Origin of the sequence: Oceanobacillus sp. FSL K6-0251 (assembly GCF_038004725.1) — a bacterium.
Taxonomy (GTDB): Bacteria; Bacillota; Bacilli; order Bacillales; family Amphibacillaceae; genus Oceanobacillus; species Oceanobacillus oncorhynchi.
Window position 1 is genome coordinate 4379595 of sequence record NZ_JBBORS010000001.1, and the last position, 19430, is coordinate 4399024.

20 protein-coding genes and 1 riboswitch are annotated in these 19430 nt (G+C 40.6%); of the genes, 9 read left to right on the top strand and 11 right to left on the bottom strand.

Annotated features, from left to right (window positions below):
• Positions 1-32 precede the first annotated feature (32 nt).
• Entirely contained in the window at positions 33-1748 is a 1716-nt protein-coding gene (locus MKY45_RS21350) for an ABC transporter ATP-binding protein (RefSeq protein WP_193064799.1), read from the top strand.
• Positions 1739-2569, top strand: coding sequence for an energy-coupling factor transporter transmembrane component T family protein (locus tag MKY45_RS21355; protein ID WP_256705263.1), 831 nt, complete (start codon positions 1739-1741; stop codon positions 2567-2569). The genes MKY45_RS21350 and MKY45_RS21355 overlap by 10 nt, the downstream gene beginning before the upstream one ends.
• Before the next feature lie 52 nt (positions 2570-2621).
• Here the strand turns inward: MKY45_RS21355 and MKY45_RS21360 are convergent, their stop codons facing one another.
• The 5 genes from MKY45_RS21360 to MKY45_RS21380 all read right to left on the bottom strand — a co-directional run bounded on the left by MKY45_RS21360 (position 2622) and on the right by MKY45_RS21380 (position 6179).
• The gene (locus MKY45_RS21360; protein WP_193064801.1) at positions 2622-3311 is read right to left on the bottom strand and encodes an ABC transporter ATP-binding protein; all 690 of its coding nucleotides are present in this window, start codon (positions 3309-3311) and stop codon (positions 2622-2624) included.
• Between the two features lie 6 nt (positions 3312-3317).
• Complete coding sequence (locus tag MKY45_RS21365; protein WP_042529192.1) at positions 3318-4385, bottom strand: ABC transporter permease; 1068 nt, start codon at positions 4383-4385, stop codon at positions 3318-3320.
• Between the two features lie 81 nt (positions 4386-4466).
• A complete protein-coding gene (locus tag MKY45_RS21370) occupies positions 4467-5405 on the bottom strand; it encodes an aminoglycoside phosphotransferase family protein (protein ID WP_256705264.1) in 939 nt (312 codons plus the stop codon).
• Positions 5406-5437: 32 nt separating this feature from the next.
• Positions 5438-5995 carry a peptide deformylase gene (gene def / locus MKY45_RS21375; RefSeq protein WP_193064804.1) on the bottom strand — a complete coding sequence of 186 codons (558 nt, stop codon included), beginning with the start codon at positions 5993-5995 and terminating at the stop codon, positions 5438-5440.
• Positions 5979-6179: a helix-turn-helix transcriptional regulator gene (locus MKY45_RS21380; protein ID WP_193064805.1), complete on the bottom strand. Its 201-nt coding sequence runs from the start codon at positions 6177-6179 to the stop codon at positions 5979-5981. Before MKY45_RS21380 ends, def begins: the two co-directional genes overlap by 17 nt.
• A 1213-nt stretch (positions 6180-7392) precedes the next feature.
• Between MKY45_RS21380 and MKY45_RS21385 the strand changes: the two genes are divergently transcribed.
• Positions 7393-8505, top strand: a complete 1113-nt coding sequence (locus tag MKY45_RS21385; RefSeq protein ID WP_419880325.1) for a YibE/F family protein — start codon at positions 7393-7395, stop codon at positions 8503-8505.
• Positions 8502-9284, top strand: a complete 783-nt coding sequence (locus MKY45_RS21390) for a YibE/F family protein (protein WP_042529182.1) — start codon at positions 8502-8504, stop codon at positions 9282-9284. Before MKY45_RS21385 ends, MKY45_RS21390 begins: the two co-directional genes overlap by 4 nt.
• 76 nt (positions 9285-9360) lie before the next feature.
• Here the strand turns inward: MKY45_RS21390 and MKY45_RS21395 are convergent, their stop codons facing one another.
• Positions 9361-9636 carry a YolD-like family protein gene (locus MKY45_RS21395; RefSeq protein ID WP_042529180.1) on the bottom strand — a complete coding sequence of 92 codons (276 nt, stop codon included), beginning with the start codon at positions 9634-9636 and terminating at the stop codon, positions 9361-9363.
• Positions 9633-9848, bottom strand: coding sequence for a hypothetical protein (locus MKY45_RS21400; protein WP_042529178.1), 216 nt, complete (start codon positions 9846-9848; stop codon positions 9633-9635). Before MKY45_RS21400 ends, MKY45_RS21395 begins: the two co-directional genes overlap by 4 nt.
• A 252-nt stretch (positions 9849-10100) precedes the next feature.
• A riboswitch (SAM riboswitch) is annotated at positions 10101-10217 on the top strand.
• Between the two features lie 97 nt (positions 10218-10314).
• Between MKY45_RS21400 and MKY45_RS21405 the strand changes: the two genes are divergently transcribed.
• From MKY45_RS21405 to MKY45_RS21420, 4 genes are all read left to right on the top strand, one after another.
• Complete coding sequence (locus MKY45_RS21405; protein WP_256705268.1) at positions 10315-11415, top strand: iron-containing alcohol dehydrogenase family protein; 1101 nt, start codon at positions 10315-10317, stop codon at positions 11413-11415.
• Between the two features lie 23 nt (positions 11416-11438).
• Complete coding sequence (locus tag MKY45_RS21410; protein WP_193065520.1) at positions 11439-12254, top strand: MetQ/NlpA family ABC transporter substrate-binding protein; 816 nt, start codon at positions 11439-11441, stop codon at positions 12252-12254.
• 56 nt (positions 12255-12310) lie between these two features.
• Complete coding sequence (locus tag MKY45_RS21415; protein ID WP_256705269.1) at positions 12311-13909, top strand: glutathione ABC transporter substrate-binding protein; 1599 nt, start codon at positions 12311-12313, stop codon at positions 13907-13909.
• Between the two features lie 276 nt (positions 13910-14185).
• The gene (locus MKY45_RS21420) at positions 14186-14839 is read left to right on the top strand and encodes a lysoplasmalogenase (protein WP_193065518.1); all 654 of its coding nucleotides are present in this window, start codon (positions 14186-14188) and stop codon (positions 14837-14839) included.
• Positions 14840-15090: 251 nt separating this feature from the next.
• Here the strand turns inward: MKY45_RS21420 and MKY45_RS21425 are convergent, their stop codons facing one another.
• The 3 genes from MKY45_RS21425 to alr all read right to left on the bottom strand — a co-directional run bounded on the left by MKY45_RS21425 (position 15091) and on the right by alr (position 17388).
• A complete protein-coding gene (locus MKY45_RS21425) occupies positions 15091-15648 on the bottom strand; it encodes an NADPH-dependent FMN reductase (RefSeq protein WP_193064504.1) in 558 nt (185 codons plus the stop codon).
• 275 nt (positions 15649-15923) lie between these two features.
• Positions 15924-16232: an MGMT family protein gene (locus MKY45_RS21430; protein WP_193064503.1), complete on the bottom strand. Its 309-nt coding sequence runs from the start codon at positions 16230-16232 to the stop codon at positions 15924-15926.
• Between the two features lie 25 nt (positions 16233-16257).
• Positions 16258-17388: an alanine racemase gene (gene alr / locus MKY45_RS21435; protein WP_193064502.1), complete on the bottom strand. Its 1131-nt coding sequence runs from the start codon at positions 17386-17388 to the stop codon at positions 16258-16260.
• A gap of 277 nt (positions 17389-17665) precedes the next feature.
• Between alr and MKY45_RS21440 the strand changes: the two genes are divergently transcribed.
• Positions 17666-18589 carry a YitT family protein gene (locus tag MKY45_RS21440; protein WP_052484869.1) on the top strand — a complete coding sequence of 308 codons (924 nt, stop codon included), beginning with the start codon at positions 17666-17668 and terminating at the stop codon, positions 18587-18589.
• 42 nt (positions 18590-18631) lie between these two features.
• Here MKY45_RS21440 and MKY45_RS21445 read toward each other — a convergent pair whose 3' ends face one another.
• Entirely contained in the window at positions 18632-19327 is a 696-nt protein-coding gene (locus tag MKY45_RS21445) for a hypothetical protein (RefSeq protein ID WP_193064501.1), read from the bottom strand.
• Positions 19328-19430 lie beyond the last annotated feature (103 nt).

Below are 19430 nucleotides of genomic sequence, written 5' to 3' on the forward strand. Positions count from 1 at the left end.
TGAGAACAGCAGATACTTTAAGGGAGATAAACATGAAACAGCCTATTATCCAGTTTGAAAATGTTACATTTAAATATCGAAGCCAACAGGAACCTACGTTAAAAAATATTGATTTAACCATTCATCAAGGAGAAAAAATATTAATTGCAGGCCCTTCTGGTTCTGGAAAAAGCACACTAGCTCATTGCCTCAATGGGCTGGTGCCTTTCTCGTATAAAGGGGAGATGACAGGAAGCTTGAAAATCCAAGGACAGGAAACAAAAGAGCTCGATATCTTTTCGTTATCCAAAATGGTTGGCACGGTATTGCAGGATCCTGACGGACAATTTATCGGCTTATCTGTCGGCGAGGATATTGCTTTCTCTTTAGAAAATAATGTTACTCCGCATGACACCATGATGAAAAGGGTAGCCGATGTCTCACGCCTTGTAGATATGGATGAATACTTAGATGCTTCTATCCATGCTCTTTCCGGCGGACAAAAGCAGCGGGTCTCTCTCGCTGGAGTCATGGTGGATGACGTAGATATTCTCCTTTTTGATGAACCATTGGCCAATTTGGACCCTGCTACAGGGAGACATGCCATAGATTTAATTGATCAGATTCAAAAGGAGACAAATACGACGGTCGTTATCATTGAGCATCGTTTAGAGGATGTATTATACCGGAATGTGGACAGAATTATCGTTGTTAATGACGGAGAGATTGTAAATGATTCCTCTCCCAATGTATTGCTTGCCTCCGATGTGTTACAGAGAAATAACATTCGAGAGCCCTTATACATCAAAGCATTAAAATACGCGGGTTGTCTCCTCACTCCGCAGCATGGCTTAGCACACTTGAATACATTGCAAACAGAGGCATTCAAAGACAAGCTTTTACATTGGTTTGAGCAATCTCCGCCCGCAAAAAAGAGAACGCTGACACATCCTGTTTTGCAGCTGGAGGACGTCTCCTTCACATATAGTGGCAAGGAAAATAACATTAAAAAGGTATCCTTTTCCATTGATAAGGGAGAAATGGTAAGCATTGTCGGTAAAAATGGTGCAGGTAAATCAACTTTATCCAAATTAATTTGCGGATTTGAAAAAAATAACCAAGGAAAAATCATCTATCACGAAAAGGATATTACCGGAGACACTATCTATCAGCGTGCTGAACGGATCGGCATGGTGATGCAAAATCCAAATCAAATGATCTCAAAGCATATGATTTATGACGAAGTAGCCTTAGGCCTTGTTATGAAGGGAACTTATTCCGAAGAAGAAATAAGAGAGAGGGTAGAAAACACATTAAAAATATGCGGTCTGTATCCTTTTCGAAATTGGCCGATCTCCGCGTTAAGCTTTGGGCAGAAAAAGAGGGTAACCATCGCTTCTATTTTAGTGCTGAAGCCAGAAATAATTATTCTGGACGAGCCTACTGCCGGGCAGGATTTCTATCACTATACGGAGATGATGGAATTCCTGGCAGATTTAAACGCCCAAGGTATTACCATTATGATGATTACACATGACATGCATTTAATGCTGGAATATACGCAAAGGGCGATTGTCATAGCAGATGGCAAAGTAACTGCAGATGATTCACCTATAAATATCTTAACCAATGAAGCGATTGTGGCGGAAGCTAATTTAAAAGAAACGTCCTTATTTGATTTAGCAGTTCTTACCGGTATTGAGGAACCGGTCGAGTTTGTATCCAGGTTTATTGCCTTCGACAGGGAGGTACGCAAAGCATGGCCGTAGAAATGTTATCTTATATCGAAAAGGAATCCCCTGTCCATCGATTATCAGGGGGCACTAAATTGATTATTTTTATCATGTGGTCCTCCGCTGCAATGCTCACTTATGATACAAGGATTCTATTATTTTTATTCATTATAAGCATGACCATATTCATTGTTTCAAAGGTTCATATCCGGGACATCGCCTTTGTATTAATCTTTATTTTAATCTTTTTACTGTTGAATAATATCGCTATTTACCTGTTTTCACCTCAGGAAGGTGTCCGGATCTATGGTACCAATCATGTACTTTTTGAAATAGCCGGGCGTTATAATATGACACTGGAGCAAATCTTTTATCAATTTAATATTACATTAAAATATTTTGTCGTTATTCCGGCTGCGTTACTATTTATCGTCACTACCCATCCGAGTGAATTCGCTGCTTCTCTCCACCGGATTGGAATCAATTATAAAATCGCTTATTCTGTCTCTTTGGCACTCCGGTATATTCCAGATATCCAACGGGACTTCCGTACTATTGCCCAAGGTCAGCAGGCCCGCGGGATTGATTTATCAAAAAATGAAAAATTAGCTAAGCGGATCAAAAATGCAGGAGCTATTATTCTTCCTTTAATCCTATCCAGTTTGGACAGAATTGAAGTAATCAGTAACGCTATGGAGTTAAGAGGATTTGGGAAAAATAAAAAAAGAACCTGGTACAGCATCAAGCATTTTAAACGGGCAGATTATATCACGATAGCTGTTGGAGCAGTCATTTTGACCGTATCGTTGATAATCACCTTTCATGATGGCAGCAGGTTTTATAATCCATTTTTGTAACAGAATGAAAAAGGATGCGATGTTCCAGTGAATGGAAATCACATCCTTTTTGTCATACCGTATAACGTTCTTTTTCCTGTAATTCCATGTTCCCATCTGTCATTTGATAGACTTTATCACAATCCTCAATCAGTCGGGTATCATGTGTTACAACGATTGTTGCTGTTTGCTTTTCTTCTGTAATTTCTTTTAACATACGCATCACTTCAAATGCACGGTCAGAGTCAAGTGACGCCGTCGGTTCATCTGCTAAAATAAGACTTGGGTTGGTATAGAGTGCTTTAGCAATCGCTACCCGCTGCCTCTCTCCGCCAGATAAGTCTTTTGGGAAGCTGCGAAGCAAATGATCAATGCCTAACGACTGATAGAGCGCTTCGGATTCTGCTTTAGACATATTCCCTTTCTTTACCTTATCCAGCAGCTGCATCTGCTGTCCAACGTTTAAATAAGGAACCAGATTCGATGCCTGCAAAACAAAGCCGACTTCTTTCAGCCTTAACGCTGCACGCTTTTTTTCCTTTAAATCAGTCAAAGCTGTGCCGTTCATCCTGACTTCTCCCGCTGTGGGTGTCTGCAGCCCTCCGGCGATACTTAAAAACGTACTTTTTCCGGAACCAGAGGGGCCAATAACTGCAACTAATTCACCTTGTTGCGCCTCAAAATTCGTTTCTTTCATTGCTTCTACTTTTGTTCTGCCAGATCCAAAGGTTTTCTGCACCTTTTTCAATTCTAAAATAGCCATATTCCCTTAACCTCCTATCGCCCGTAATGGGTCAATTCGCACAATGGTCTGTACAGAAATAAATGCTCCAATGACGGATACGGCAATCAGAATCATTCCATAGACCAGCATTTCAATGTAATTAAAGGCTACCGGTACAGCTGCCGGCAGGAATAATCCTGTAACTACAGCAAGAACCAGCCCAATCATCACCCCAGCTAAAGAAAGTAAAAATGTCTGCGCTACAACAGAGCCGGCCAAGTATTGGGAGGATATTCCCTGAGCCTTCATCACCCCGAAAATACTTATCTTCTGAATAGTAAGCACGTAGAGAAAAATCGCCAGGACCACAGCTGAAATAACAAACAGGAAGTATATCATTAATGTCAGCGTCAAGTTCTGCTCTGTATAACCAGGCAGATTCTCTATAAACGTTTCTGTATCAACCACCTGCAATGCTTCATCTGCTTCCACACTGTCTAAGTTATCTGTACGAATAACAAAGGCATTCACTGCATCGTTATCCCCTTCAGCCATTTCCCCATATTGCAATGTTTCCAGCGTATTTAAGTCTGTGAACAGCACTGGCGCTGCATTAAATCTGGCTTTATCCGTAAAGCCAGTGATTTCCAACGTCTCCTCTGTGGAAGATAAGGAAATCTCATCACCAATTTCAAAGCCGTCTTCTTTTAATGTATCATCCGCTATTACTTCTCCCTCATCCGCGAATGCGTTTCCTTCTGTCACATTTGGCATGATAAAGGACGCTTCATCTACAGCAAAGATAAATACATTTTCTTTTTTATCCCCATGACTCGCTATTGCGCTGAGCTGAGATAATTCGGTATATTCATCCACTCCGGCCCCGTCAAAATCATCCGCAGACACGATGGATTGCTGCAGACGTAAATCGGATTCCTCTGTTAGAATAACACCGTCTGCTTCCCATTTATCAACAGCCTCCCGATTAAGCTGCTCCAGTCCATTGGCCAGACCGGATAAAAAGAATACAAGATAAGAAATAAGTACCAGCACACCTATAACTAAGGTGAAACGCAGCTTGTTGTTCTTTATTTCATTCCAAGCTAAAAACATTCCTTCACTTCCCTTGATTTTATTACAAACACCTTTTCTTATTCCCCTTTTAGAGAATGTTTAACCCGGCATCTCAAGCGGTCAATTTGTATCATCTGTTAATTCCCTCAAATAACCGATAATTTCCTCCTTTTCTTGCGCATCCGGTTCTTCATATAATAACTGCTCAGCAAACTCCCAAATATCCTCCAGCCTTCTTCTTAACTGGTAAAAAGCAAAAGCATCTTGATTGATATGATAACTTTCATGATGCTGAAGGTAGACTTCCATAAACTGCTTCCAATAAGGCTTTTCTGTCAGAAACATCATATCTGCTTCAGGAGGAGCCAGTTTCAGTCCTTCCCAATCTATTAATAATAGCTTCTCCCCCTGCATCAAATTCCAATGATGCAAATCTGTATGACATAAGACCATATCGAAGGAAGCAGATTTCAGCTTTTCTGAAAGTTCTTTTATGCTGCTGATCCATGCAGCTATTTTTTCCCGATTTTCACGAAAAAGGGCATGTAGCTCCCCCGGGATATGTTTTTCATTGAAATGAATGACCTCTTCCAATTCTTCTAAAAAAGGCACGTCAAAGTCCTCCTTCAGAGCTTTCGTTGGAAAAGGGATTTCCTTCCCAAATGAGTGGAGTGCGGCTATTATATGTGCAAATTCTGATACCTGCTGCTTGGTTAAGCCTTGTTCACCAATGGTTTCCCCATCAATAAAAGGATACAGCAAATAACTATTTTCTGTATCTTCACATTGATACTTCCCTTCCTTTGTCTGTAGCGGAACAGGAATTTTTCCTTTTAAATCACTGCTATATGCTAACCACTCCACAATGGGAGCATACTGGTCAATCCACGCGGTCAACTTTGGCGTAGAAGCACGTCTCTTTTCATATACCTTCAAAAAATAAGCAGCATCCTCCGCCTTTATTTCAAAGGCAAGGGACGCCCATCCTCCCTGTTTGGATTGTACGTGAACAGGATGGACTCCATACGCTTCCTGTAATATTGCAGTAAACGGATTCACTGCGATTCCCCCTTCCCTAAAAAGCTTGAATCCTACTGTAAATTCAAAAATGGCCGTTCTTTATTAATCCGGTCAAAAAACATGATGCCATTCAGGTGATCCATTTCATGCTGTACTAAGATAGAGCTATATCCCTTAAAGGTATATGTATGCTCCTCTCCCTCTGTATCAAAGGCCAGCACCTTTATTCTCTCATAACGCGGCACGTGTCCAGATACTTCCCTGTTTACAGACAGGCATCCTTCCCCTTCCGGAAGATAGATTATATTTGCAGCATGGCTGATCAATTTGGGGTTAATCAGCTTTAATTCCATTGTTTCCTCCTTTTCTGTCTGATATCGTATGACAAACATGCTTTTATTGATGCCGACTTGATTTGCTGAAAGCCCTGCTCCCGGCCTCAGCTGATATTTCTTTGCTATCTCAGGATCCTGACTGTTTTTCAAATACGTCATCATGCATTCCAGCTCTGTTTTCGTTTCCTCCGAAACAGGGAGAGATACAGGGTCTAACTGTTTTCTCAAAATAGAATCCCCCTCTTTTTTAATATCTTTCATCGTTACACGGTAGTCTTTATGAAATTTTGTCATACATAAACACCTCTTCTACATTTTTATCAAGCGCTCTGGATATTTTAAATGCCAGTTCTAACGTCGGATCGTATTTATCATTTTCCACACAGTTAATGGTTTGCCTGGAAACACCGCAAAGCTTAGACAATTTTTCTTGTGTCATATTCGATTGCTTCCTTAATTTTTTAATCTTATTCTTCACTAAACTAAGCTCCTTTTTGTCAAAAGCGTTTGACAAAATTGTAGCATGGAATTCCTATAAATGTCCAAAAAGTTGGACAGGTTGAAATACGCACTCCCTTTTGGTACATACTAAAATAAGAAGGTTATGGGTGACTTTTTGTTTTATTGCAATGTAACTGATTGGGACTGGGACTGCGATTACCAATGTTGTCAGGTTAATGAATTTTCTTAAATACTCAACTTTCGCACCTAAGAATAAGCAAATATTTCTTGCTATTCCAAGATGAACATGTTCTTCATTACCATGCTTGCATTTTGGTGAAATATCCGGCCTTTTTGGAATTGATGATGGTGCATAGCTCCGCTCCGGCCAACCACTTCGCTTTCCATGGGGACGGCTTCAGCTAACTTGAAAAGAAAACCGCTTTTCAAGTGGATCTTCAGCTCGCCCTGTTCCCATAGGAGTCTGCGTGGTTGGCCTGCGCTCTGATAGGATTCTACAGCGAATGAAAGAAATAAGATTTTAATGAGCTGAAGGAAATAGCAACTTTCGTCTGAACAACCCAATCATGACAGCATGAATATGAAATACAGGGAATAGCATTTATGCTCAGAAAGTAATCTTGACGGAACATTTTACCATACAGCATGAAAAAGATGTTCTATCTGATTAAACATCTATTTGGTGAGTTGTTTTTTCACGTATAGAATATCCTACTAGCGGAGGCGGACCGTTTTGACTCCTGAGGGATCAGCACCATCTGAAGATCCACTTTTGCCAAGTGCTCTTCTTGGCAAAAGTTAGCTGAAGAGCGTGCCCCTAGGCAGACTAAGGCCGCAACGTCCTGTTGCAACGTCTGCACTAGTACGTCCTGTACGTCGGAAAGCAAAACGGTCCGCCGCAGCGGTCGCATTAACCTGACATCATTGAGACCTGCGATTACTCGGTCTATTAAAACCGTTGCTGCGATTACTCGCCCCATCGAAGGTCTTTTGTATGATGCCCGCTTCAAGCATAGAGAGAAACTGAAAATTCTAAGCAGGAGAACCAACAGCCAATAACGGCCCGGTTGGTTTAATTAACATTTCGCAGGGAATGAAAAGGCCCCCGCGGAATGAAGCTTCCCTTTATTCCCCGAAATTTTGTGATGTTGTATGTATCTCCTTCTTATTAAAAGTGTTATCATAGTATATGTTTTCGGAAATACGAATAGGACAATCCTATTTTTGGAGTGATTATATTGAAGGCATGGTTAAAAAATCGGACCAGGACCGAATATATTACCGTCTGTCTATTACTAATCGGTTTTATCGCATCGATGATATTTATCAATAACAATTATGATTTATATGATAGAACGATTGTTCACATTACCGATGTTCAAGAAATAAATAGAGAAGATCAGCCAGATGAGCATGGCAATCAAGATGAAAAAGTCACCCAGCATATCGTTGGAGAAGTAAAAAATGGTTCAGATAAAGGAGAAATAACTGAATTTGATAATGAATATGTCCAGTCCCTGGCATTGGACTATGAGTTATCTGCAGGCGATGAAATCTTTCTTGCTCAAGACGGAGAAGCAACAGGGGATATTAAACGGGACAAATATTTCGTGTTTGTCGCATGGATATTCCTGATTATTTTATTAGCAGTCGGAAAATCCAGAGGTGCTCTATCCGCACTGAGTTTGTTTGTCAATGCAGCTATTTTGTCATTTGCATTAGATATTTATATACAGAATCCAAGCATCAGTCTTTCTGTTATTACTGCAATCAGTATTATTATTTTCACCGTTCTCTCCTTATTGATGGCGACAGGATTTAACGAAAAAACCTATACAGCTATTTTAGCTACATTAATAGGGACCGTAATTTCATTGATGATTGCTTATGCAGCACTGCATTTCACTGGCGAACAAGGACTGCGCTATGAAGAAATGGCCTTTTTAACCAGGAACCCGGAAACCATCTTTATGGCAGGGTTACTAATCGGTTCCTTAGGAGCTGTAATGGATGTAGCCATTACATTATCAGCTTCCATGTTTGAAATGTATGAGAAAAATAACCGGATTGATTTAAAAACATTAAAAAAAGCAGGTTACGAAGTCGGGAAAGATATCATGGGCACCATGACCAATATTTTATTTTTTGCCTATGTCAGCGGGTCCCTTCCCATGCTGTTAATCTATTTTAAAAATGCAGCACCGTTCGGCTTTACCATATCAATGAACCTTTCCCTTGAATTAACACGTGCTTTAGTCGGCGGAATTGGGATTGTATTGACCATTCCGATTGCCATCTATATTTCCATTTTCTTTATCCGGAGAAAGCAGGCGAAATTATGAATGTACTTGTATTACTGGCAATCATATTATTTGCATTAATGGCTTGGGTCGGCGGTATGAAGGGCGTACGCTCTTTTATTGCCCTCTTTATCAATTTTATCATTGTGCTTATGGCTGTATTCGTCATGAATGACCCGTCCGGGAATCCAATTATTATTACGCTTATTGCATGTGGTTTCATCAGTGCTGTCAGCTTGTTCTTCATCAACCGGGTAAATAATAAAACGATGCTTGCTTTCTTATCTACGATTGCAACAATGGTTATTTTAATCTTTTTCATTATTATTTTAACCGAACAATCCATGATTTATGGACTTGGGGAAGAAGAATCTGGAGAAATCACAGCTTTCAATGTGCATATTGGATTAAATTTCATTCAAATTGCTACAGCTGTGATTATTATGAGCACGATTGGGGCGATTGTAGATACTGCCATTTCAATCACCTCTCCGATGCGTGAAATCCACGACCAGAATCCGGAAATTTCCAGAAAGAATCTATTCTTCGCCGGCATTCGTATTGGCCGTGATATTCTAGGTACAAGCACAAACACGCTATTCTTCGCCTTTTTCGGAGGGTATATGGGGCTGCTAATCTGGTTTAAGGATTTAGATTACTCTCTTGGCCAAATTATAAATGCCAAAGTGTTCAATGATGAAATGCTTGGAATCCTTATTTCGGGCCTTGGCATCGCTCTGGTTATTCCGATTGCTTCTCTGATGAGTGCATATTATTTGAAGAAGCAGAAAAAGGACATCGCGTTGGATGAGCAGAAATAGGTAAAAGCAGCCTTACGCTGTTTATGTTTAGAAATAAGCCCGAATGATTCCGCTTGGAATACATTCGGGTTTTTATCTACAATATAAAAACGTCCATTACATCATTAAACTTAATGATTGTAAAATCCTTTTGACCCAGCTTATCAACTATAGCTATGTGCTCGTCTTGATAGTTAATGCTGTCTATATATCCTTTTATATGATGAACATGACAATCCTGATAGCATTTCACTTCAATAAGCAAATTATCTTTATGTGCGATAATTAATTGAAAGCAATTCTGCTTCCGTTGCCGCTCATTTAACATTGTTTTTTCTTTCGTATTCCTTTCTTCCTGTACACCAATATTCAAGCCCCGACGCTCCTTTTTACACACCCTATGGATAAAATATTTTCTATCTTAAAGCTGCGCACCTGTTTTTTATAGTAACAATAAGCAAGAATCCTTTTATCATCTATACCTACGACGCGAATAACACGCTGCGTTACATTGTTATGGCGGTCGATATAATAGATCATGATTTTTTCCTTTTTATCCAGAGAATGATGAAGTAATCCAATCATATTTATTCCTCCAAATAAGAACTTTTGTTCTGAACATTTGTTCTTATTATATCAAAAAATAAGAAAGAGTAAACATGAAATAAATGGATGAATGTGTTTTAAAAGAAACGAGCGATAATCCGTTCAAGTATTTGGATTTTGGGACCAAAAATGGTGCTGATTAACATAATTAGCCCGCCAGCTCCCTTGCATCAAGCTATATTTGACTTTTCTCATATTTCATATTAAAATGTATCCACAGTTACATAAGAACTCTTATTGAGAGTGGCGGAGGGACTGGCCCGATGAAGCCCGGCAACCTTTCTAGAACTCGTTCTAAAAAAGGTGCTAAATCCTGCAAAGTGCATAATGTGCTTTGGAAAATAAGAGAGGACGTTTCGTAAATGAACTTATTCAACCTCTCTAGAACAAAATAGAGAGGTTTTTTATGTAGCATTTAAACACATGTAAAAGGGGTTATCTTACCATGCAAACAGTTACTGTAAAGGGATCGCCCAGCCATTATCAAATCGGTGAAGGTTCTCTGGAATACCTGATAGAAAATCTGAATGACTTGCGGGTGAAGCGGATTGCTGTAGTTGCCGGGCGTACTGCTTGGGAAAAAGCAAAACCATATCTTCCTTCTGCATTGCTGGATCAAATAGAGGAAAAAGATATACATACTGCAGATGGGCATTGCACCGTGGAACGAACTGACAGACTGGCCTCGATTTATGAAGAACAGCAAATAGATGCTGTCATCGGCATCGGCGGGGGAACAGCTCTGGATATTGCCAAAGCAGCGGCTGCCAATGCGCAAATAAAAAGTATCTTAATCCCAACGATTGCCGCCACCTGCGCAGCTTGGACGCCATTAAGCGTCTTTTATCAGGAAGATGGTGCTCATTCTCATTACACTGAGTTTCCTGAATCTAATACACTCGTAGTGGTAGAACCAGCAATTATTGCAGAAGCTCCTGTAAAATACTTAAAAGCAGGCATTGGCGATACGTTAGCCAAATTCTATGAAGCTCGCTCTCTAGTTGAAGCCTTCTACCCTGAAGGCACGCTTCCAGTCTGGCTGCAAATATCTCAATTCGCCGCTCGTGCCTGCAAGGATATTTTGCTGGATGACAGTGAAGCAGCAATCCAAGCTTGTGAGAGTAACCAAGTCACTGATGCTCTTATTCGTGTTATCGAAGCAATTATCGCAACAGGCGGTATGGTTGGCGGCTTCGGCGGAAAAGCTGGACGAATTGCAGGTGCGCATTCCATTCATAATGGGTTAACTGCTGCCCCGCAGATTGCCGATTCACTTCACGGGGAAATTGTATCCTACGGCATTTTAGCTCAGCTTGCTATCGAACAGGATAAAAACGAGCTTACGAAGCTATTAGCTTACTATGATACATGGGGCTTCCCGACAAAATTAGCAGACTTCTCCATACATACGGATGATCAGGAGCTGCTGGAAACCATTGCGAAAAAAGTGACACGGGAAGAAGAATCCATTCATTTGATGAAAGAAGAAATTAATGCAAATACCGTTATCGACGCATTTTTACAACTTGAGAGTGTTACTAAATAAAAAAAGAAAGTAGGAAAATCATCATGAAAAAGAAATATTTACTTCTTATTACAGCTTTATTATTCGTTTTCCTCGCTGCTTGCGGAGGAGATGAGGAAGAGAGCGGTTCAGATTTACTTGAAGACGGCGTATTGACAGTAGGTGTAACAGCTGGTCCACATGAAGAAATTGTTGAAAAAATAGCTGAAATTGCAGCAGAAGACGATTTAGAAATTGAAACTGTGGTTTTTAGTGATTATGTGATGCCAAACGTTTCACTGGATGAAGGTGAAATTGACATCAGCAGCTTCCAGACAGAGCCTTTTATGGACAGCATGGTGGAAGAAAGAGGCTTGGATATAGTGAAGGTAGCAGATACCGTTACTTTCCCGATGGGAGTTTATTCCGAATCGGTTGATTCTCTGGAGGACCTTCCTGATGGCGCAACATTAGGGCTCCCTGGCGACCCTACAAACAGCGGACGTGCTTTATTATTATTTGAACAAGCTGGTCTTATCACATTAGAAGAAGGCTTGGGTGTAAATGCAACCGTAAATGATGTAATTGACAATCCGAAAGACCTTGAATTACTGGAATTAGACTCTGCACAAATTCCAAGACAGCTTGGCGAAGTTGATGCAGCAGCAATCAATTCAAACTTTGCAATTGAAGCAGGGCTTTCACCCAATGATGATTCGCTCTTTATCGAGCAGGATTCTACATTCGTTAACTTGATTGCAGCTCGTACAGAAAACCAAGATGATGACGTTGTTCAGCAGTTTATTGATATTTACCATACAGACGAAGTGAAAGAATTTATTGAAGAAAACTTTGACGGCTCTGTTGTTCCAGGCTGGTAAATCCATATTTTCAGGTAATATACCAGACTACTATACTTAAAGGAGAAAACAGCATCATGAGAATACAGAAAAAGATATATGTACTTGCATTTATTGCTCTGTTCAGCCTGATACTTGCCGCCTGTGCCAGTGAACCAGATGACAATGCATCCTCTGACAGCAATACGACAGAGGGAGGATCGCAGGGCGGCGATTTAATTATTACCACACCAGCCGATGCTGTATCGCTTGACCCGGCAGCATCCAATGATACTCCGTCCAGTGATGTACAAAGAAATATCTTTGAAACGCTTGTTACCCAGGATGAAAATATGGAAAATCAGCCTTTGTTGGCAGAGGAGTGGGAACAAATTGATGATACGACATGGGAATTCAAGCTTCGTCAAGATGTGACCTTCCATGACGGCTCTGATTTTAATGCGGAGGTTGTAAAGGCAAATATTGACCGTACGCTTGATCCGGAAATTGGTTCTCCACGGGCGATCATGTACAATATGATTTCCGAGGTAGAAGTTATTGACGATTACACTGTTCATTTTAAAACAGAATATCCTTTTGCAGCGTTACCGGCACACCTTGCTCATCCCGGCGGTGTGATGATTTCAAAAGACCAGATTGAAGAAGACTATGCTGCAATGGAAGATGGCGAAGAAGCAGGTACTGTCATCAGTGTAAACCCGCAAGGCACCGGCCCTTTCAAATACGAAGAATGGAAGCCAGGACAGCAGGTACGCTTAGTTAACAATGAAGATTATTGGGGCGAACCGGCACTGCTTGATTCCGTAACTTTCAAAGTAGTTACAGAAGATCTGACCCGTGTCGCAGAATTAGAGACTGGTGCTTCTCAAATCGCTAATTCCCTTAGTCCGTCAGATGTAGCTCAAATTGAAAATTCCGATCATTTATCAGTGCAGTCTCAGGACAGCCTGGCATTATCGTATTTAGGTTTTAACATGGACAAGGAACCGTTTGATGATGAACGTGTCCGTCAGGCAATTGCAAAAGCCATTAATAAAGAGGAAATTCTTTCCGGAATCTATGACGATGTCGGGATCCCCGCACACACCCCGATTGCGCCAAGTGTATTCGGATACAGTGAAGATGTAGAGGATCACGAATATAATCTGGAAGAGGCCAAAGAGTTACTTGCTGAAGCAGGCTATGAAAATGGGTTTTCTACCACGATTTGGACAAATGATGACCGTCAGCGCATCGATACAGCAACAACAATCCAAGCACAGCTGAAGGAAATTGGTATCAATGCGGAAGTAAGAACCGTGGAATGGGGAACAATGCTGGAACAGACTGCCAACAGGGAACATGATATGTTTGTCTTTGGCTGGACCACTGTTACCGGTGATGCGGACAACGGGCTATATCCTTTATTCCATTCAGATAATTTAGGCGAACCAGGAAATCGCACCTTCACAGAAGATGAAGAACTCGACGATTTATTAGATCAAGCCCGCCAGGAAAGTGATCCAGATGAACGATTAGAGCTTTACCGCCAAACCCAGGAATTACTTGCGGAAATCACGCCAATGGTTTATATCCATCACCAGCAATATTTGTTAGGTGTTGATGACAGCGTAAAAGGACTGACACAGTCTCCGACACAGCTGTTAAATTTAAAAGATGTTTCTATTGAAGAATAAAGAATCTCCCCTTGTCTATGATGGGCAAGGGGAGTTTTTTATTGAATGCTGTTAACAAAGGATTACAGCAGTATTCAGCTTCGTATGTACAAACAATACAAAACAGCCTCCCTATCTTCAACGGAAGCCTCTATCTCTTCCGAAGTTAAAAATAGGTTTGAAAAAAGGTTTTCTGTTTATATATCTAGAATTTGTTATCTAAGCATTTTTTTACTATGATGGAACTAAACATGTCTGAAGATTTTTATTTTAACAAGCGAAGGGAATGTACCCATTTTGATACTTTATCGTTTACCCATATTAATTCTGACGACTGGAATTGTTTATATATTTATTTCACCATCTGAGCCATTAGCATTTAGTATTTTCTTCAAGGTGATTCCAATGGTGCTGATTCTGATTTATGCTTTTGAAAAATCGCTGCCTAAACGAAAGTCCACGCATTATTGGATTATTGGCGGTATCAGCTTGTGCTTGATTGGGGATGCGACGCTGCAGTGGTTTTTCATCGGCTTGACCGCGTTTTTTATCGGACATGTACTATATATCGTTGGATTTTTAAAAGAATGGCGTTTTTCTTTGCCAAGAAGTCTTTCTGCAGTTCCGCTTATTCTTTTTGCTGTTTGGATTGGTTATCAGCTTGTGAGTAGTCTGCAAACAAACGCGGAGACAGGTTTCATCTTTCCTGTCATTTCCTATATTGGAATTATCACGCTTATGGCGTTCACAGCAATCATGACAGGAAATCGCTGGGCTATTCTCGGCAGCCTTCTATTTATTATTTCTGACAGCGTTCTAGCGTGGAACATGTTTATCACCGGCTTTACAGGCGCTCATGAAGTCATTATGCTTACGTATTATAGTGCTCAATTTCTTATCGCCCACAGCTTGTTTACCATTGATTCGAAGCAAAAAGGAATGGCTTGGTAATCGCTAAGTCTTCTTTTCACCCTCTGGGCATAAGTGCGACTTTAGCTCTGTCTACGCCTGTCGGCTTGCCAATCGCTAAGTCTTCTTTAAAGGAGATGAGCTCGAGGGCGACGGAAAACGGAGTATATTTCTAGGGCCTAAGATTACTCACCCCATGAAACCCGTTGGAGTGACTAGCTCCAACTATTTCTTATTTCTTAAATAAAGAAAAGCCCTCTTAAGAAAACAATTTTTCAGTAAGAGGGCTTTTCTTATATAAGCGACGTTAGCTCTGGGTGCTTCTGCATGAGATCTACATAATGAATCAAATCATCTGACAGCTTATTTAAGCGGTCAATGACGTTTTGATTCGAGATTACATAGTTTGTATAATCTTTTTCTTCAACAAATACATATTTCGGAATCACCCATGCGTGCATATAGTGAAGAATCGGCTTCAAATGCTGCTCGGGTACTAAATAATGCTTTGTTGTTCCTGCTGTTGCAATAATAGCAACCACTTTATTCCGAAATGCATCCATTGGCAGAAGGTCGAACAGATTTTTTAATGTTCCTGGAATAGATGCTTGGAAAACAGGCATTCCAATCAAAATACCATCTGCTTGCATGATTTTTTCTAATAAGATTTTCGTATCGCCTGTATAATCTTTATAAGAACGTCCGTCACTAAAAACCATGTCATAATCCTTCAAATCTAACATCTCTGCTTCTACCCCGGTATGTTCTTTTTCAATATATTTCAATGCATGGTCCACAGCGACTCTTGTTTTTGAGCCAATCGTGGAGCCGGAAATTCCAACTATCTTCACGGAGCATCCTCCTATATGGTGGTCTTATTCTGTATTCAGAAGTTTCGATTTTTAGATTCTCTCGTCCGTCTATTCATATATATGAATATGTATTTACGCTGTTTCCTGCTCTGCAAAGACTCGCCTCAAAAGAAGCACGTTTCTGCATTTGGAGAACCTGTAAATATAGGAATGAGAATGTTTCTCAAAACAGTTATTACCTGTATTATACCTAGTTAACTAACAGAAATACAATAAGATGCTTACCCATAGAGGCCTTCCTGAATTGCAGCGCTTCATTCGAGATGCCATTGATATTTTTTTAAATCGACGTATCCGCTGGAACTCACCAGGACACCTTCTGCTTCCAGACGTGTGCGCTGCTCCCAATTTCCCTCTTCATTCGGAATAGCTAATTGCCCCTTTGCATTGATCACACGATGCCAGGGCAATTGATGCTTTTTGCTCATGGAATGGAGCACGCGGACAACCTGTCTTGCGGCTCTCGAATTGCCAGCTTCTCTTGCTATTTGGCCGTAAGTCATTACTTTTCCAGACGGGATCTCCCGTATTATTTTAATAACTTCTTCCGTAAAAGGTGTCATCCTTTATCATTCCTGTTCCACATTATTATTTCACGTATTTTCTCGGTACCCTTTTGCCAATTAAACAAACCGTTTCATAATGAATGGTCTGCATTTGCTCTGCGACAATATCTAAAGAAATATAGCCCTCACTCGGCTCGCCAAAAATGGTAACAATATCATTCTCATGAACGCCATCTACATCGGACACATCCACCATGGTCTGATCCATACAAATGCGTCCGACAATCAGGCATTCCTTCCCGCGAACGGTCACATGTCCTTGATTGGATAAAAGACGTGAAAAGCCATCGGCATAACCAATCGGCAGGGTTGCAACCTTTGTTTTTTTCGTTGTTGTATAGGTTCTGCCATAGCTGATAGATTGTCCAGCCTGAACATTTTTAATGTAAACCGGCTTTGTTTTTAAGCTCATCACCTGTTTTAATGGCAGGATTTCTTTGAGGTGCGGTTCAGGATAAAGCCCATACAAGCTGACTCCGACGCGTACCATATCCAGATGCATTTCTGGATAGGCAATGGTCCCCGCACTATTACAGCAATGCTTGATTGGAATCTGACAGCCTTTTGCTTCTACTGCCTGATAAATTTTCTGGAAGCTTTCAAATTGCTGATACGTATAAGCACTGGATTCTCCATTGTCGGCTTCCGCAAAATGCGTAAAGATTCCTTCCAGTTCTATTTCTTCCCGGTCTAATGCGCGGCATAAATCCACAGCTTCTTCTGCGGTACGGACACCGATACGAGTCATTCCGGTATCCACTTTGATATGGACTTTTGCTGTTTTCTGTAAGGTATCTGCAGCCTGACAGATGGCTTCGATTGTCTCTTCTGAATAGACAGTCAGCGTGACATCTTGTTCTACTGCTTTATGAACGGCATGAGCTGGCGTATAGCCCAATAATAATATCGGTGCAGTAATTCCTGCTTCTCTCAAAGACAGCGCTTCATCTAAGATTGCTACTCCAAGACAGTCCGCCCCATTTGCCAGCGCCTCTTCTGCAATCGGCACAGCTCCATGCCCGTATCCATCTGCCTTCACCACTGCCATAAACCGCGCTCCTTCACGGATATGCTGTTTAAATTGTTGTACATTAAACGCTAATGCTTGTAAGGATACTTCTGCCCAAGTATCACGAAAACTGGTTGTTATCATGTGTTTCCCACCTTGTCTAACATCATCATTTTTATTTTTTCGGTCTATTTTTCAGATTAATATAATACATCATATCCATTTTAGCACTTCCATTCTGTGTTGGATAGTTATACTCAGCCTGCTTGACAGACATAGTGAAAGCACGTTTATCTAAAAAGTGCGAGAAGGCAGCATTGAAATATCTTTCCCAATTGCCTTTATTTCTTTACACTAAATATAAATATACGTATGATTCCTATTGTCAGGGAAAACTATTTTATCGATGGAGGTTGAGAACATGAAACAAATCTTTCTGGCGCTGATTGGAACCATTTTATGTGCTCTGGCAACGACCATATTCGCCATGCCAAACCAAATTGCAGATGGAGGCATTCTAGGTATTGCACTTTTACTCTTTTATTCTCTCGGATGGTCGCCCGGGATTGTTACGATGGTTGCTTTTGTCCTATTACAACTCGTCAGTTTTAAATTTCTTCCTAAAAGCATCGTGATAAAAACAATGGTTAATGTCCCTCTTCTATCCTTGTTTATCTTTTTAACGGAAAATATCGTAACACAGCCTCTGGGTGATTCTCTGGTAGCCGCTATTTTTGCAGGCCTCACAATGGGAATCGGGTTTGGTTTGATTATCCAAGCGGGCAGCTCCATTGGAGGTACTTCGACAATAGCTCGTCTGCTCGCACAGCGCTATGAATGGAATGTCGTACTAACCACCTTCATCATGGACGCCGTTATCGTATTAGCCGGGGTTTTCATTATTGGCCCGCTTTACACACTATATACCATTATTGCTTTATCCATAGGGAAGGTCGCCAGCGACTATGTGATTGGCGGTTTTGATTCTAAGAAAGCAGTCACGATTATTTCACCGGAATTTAAAAAAATAGCTCATCAGATTAATACAGTCATGGCGTCTAGTGCAACTTTTATCAATGGCTCTGGATCCTATACAGATCGCCAGCATTATATCCTTTATATTATCGTACCCAGTTACCGCCTCTTAACACTTAAACGAATTATCAGGGAAATCGATTCCAGTTCATTTATCGTTGTCCATAACGTGAAGGATGTATCTGGCGGCACTTTCTTTGCTCCGACGACAGAAGATGAAGCAGCCTTTACCGGATTTGAGGAAGAAGCAATTATTCCTGAACCGGAGGAGGTTTCATCGGATAATACTGCCGATAAAACAGATGTTTGATGATGTACCAATAAAGAAGTGAGCTGCTTCTTAGAAAACAGCTCACTTCTTTATTGTTTCTTTAGAGGACTCTGAGTCCGTGCGGCGGACAACATTCCACTTGCTCCCAAATAATTGAATACTTTTTTCTACCTTTTTTATCACTTCATCTGCTCTTTCATAAATAATGCCCCGCAAATCATGGACCTGCCGTATTAATTTTTCAAGCCATGCTTCCTGCTTATCGAGCCTTTCATGAAGAACAGCCAGTTCCTCTTTTCTTTGATTATCCATTTCATCCAACTTATTTCCTTGTTCTTCCACTTTTTTCTTCACTGCTTCACTTACTTCATCTATTTTTTCAAGCTTAACCTGAATCAATGCCTGGTTGGCTTTGAAGCCATCTTCCTCTTCTTTTGCACTTTCTTGAGCAGCAATAATTTGATTGAGCTGCTTGTTTTCCTTCTTTATATTTTTATCAAGTACATCTAATCGGTTGAATACCTTCTCCTGCATCTGCTGCTGATCTTTTTTATTTTTGTCCATTTCCTTCAATCGTTTCGCAATACGCTCCAATTGCTGATTTTTAGCAAAGGTATCCCGCTGCAGCTGCTGCAATACTTTCACAGATTCCCTCTGCATTTCCAGCTGCTTTTGCTCTCTCTCACTTGCATATTCATAAACAAACGTTTCTTGATTAGGCGAAGCTCCTTTTATATCTTCTGCATAAATGTGCTTCTCCTGGTTCAGATATACCATTAACATCACCTCTAAAATCAGCTTATGCACAAAGAAAAAAATAGGACGAATTTTGGTTATCTGCCTAATTGGATAGATGGAAAAAAACCTAAGCGGTATAGTC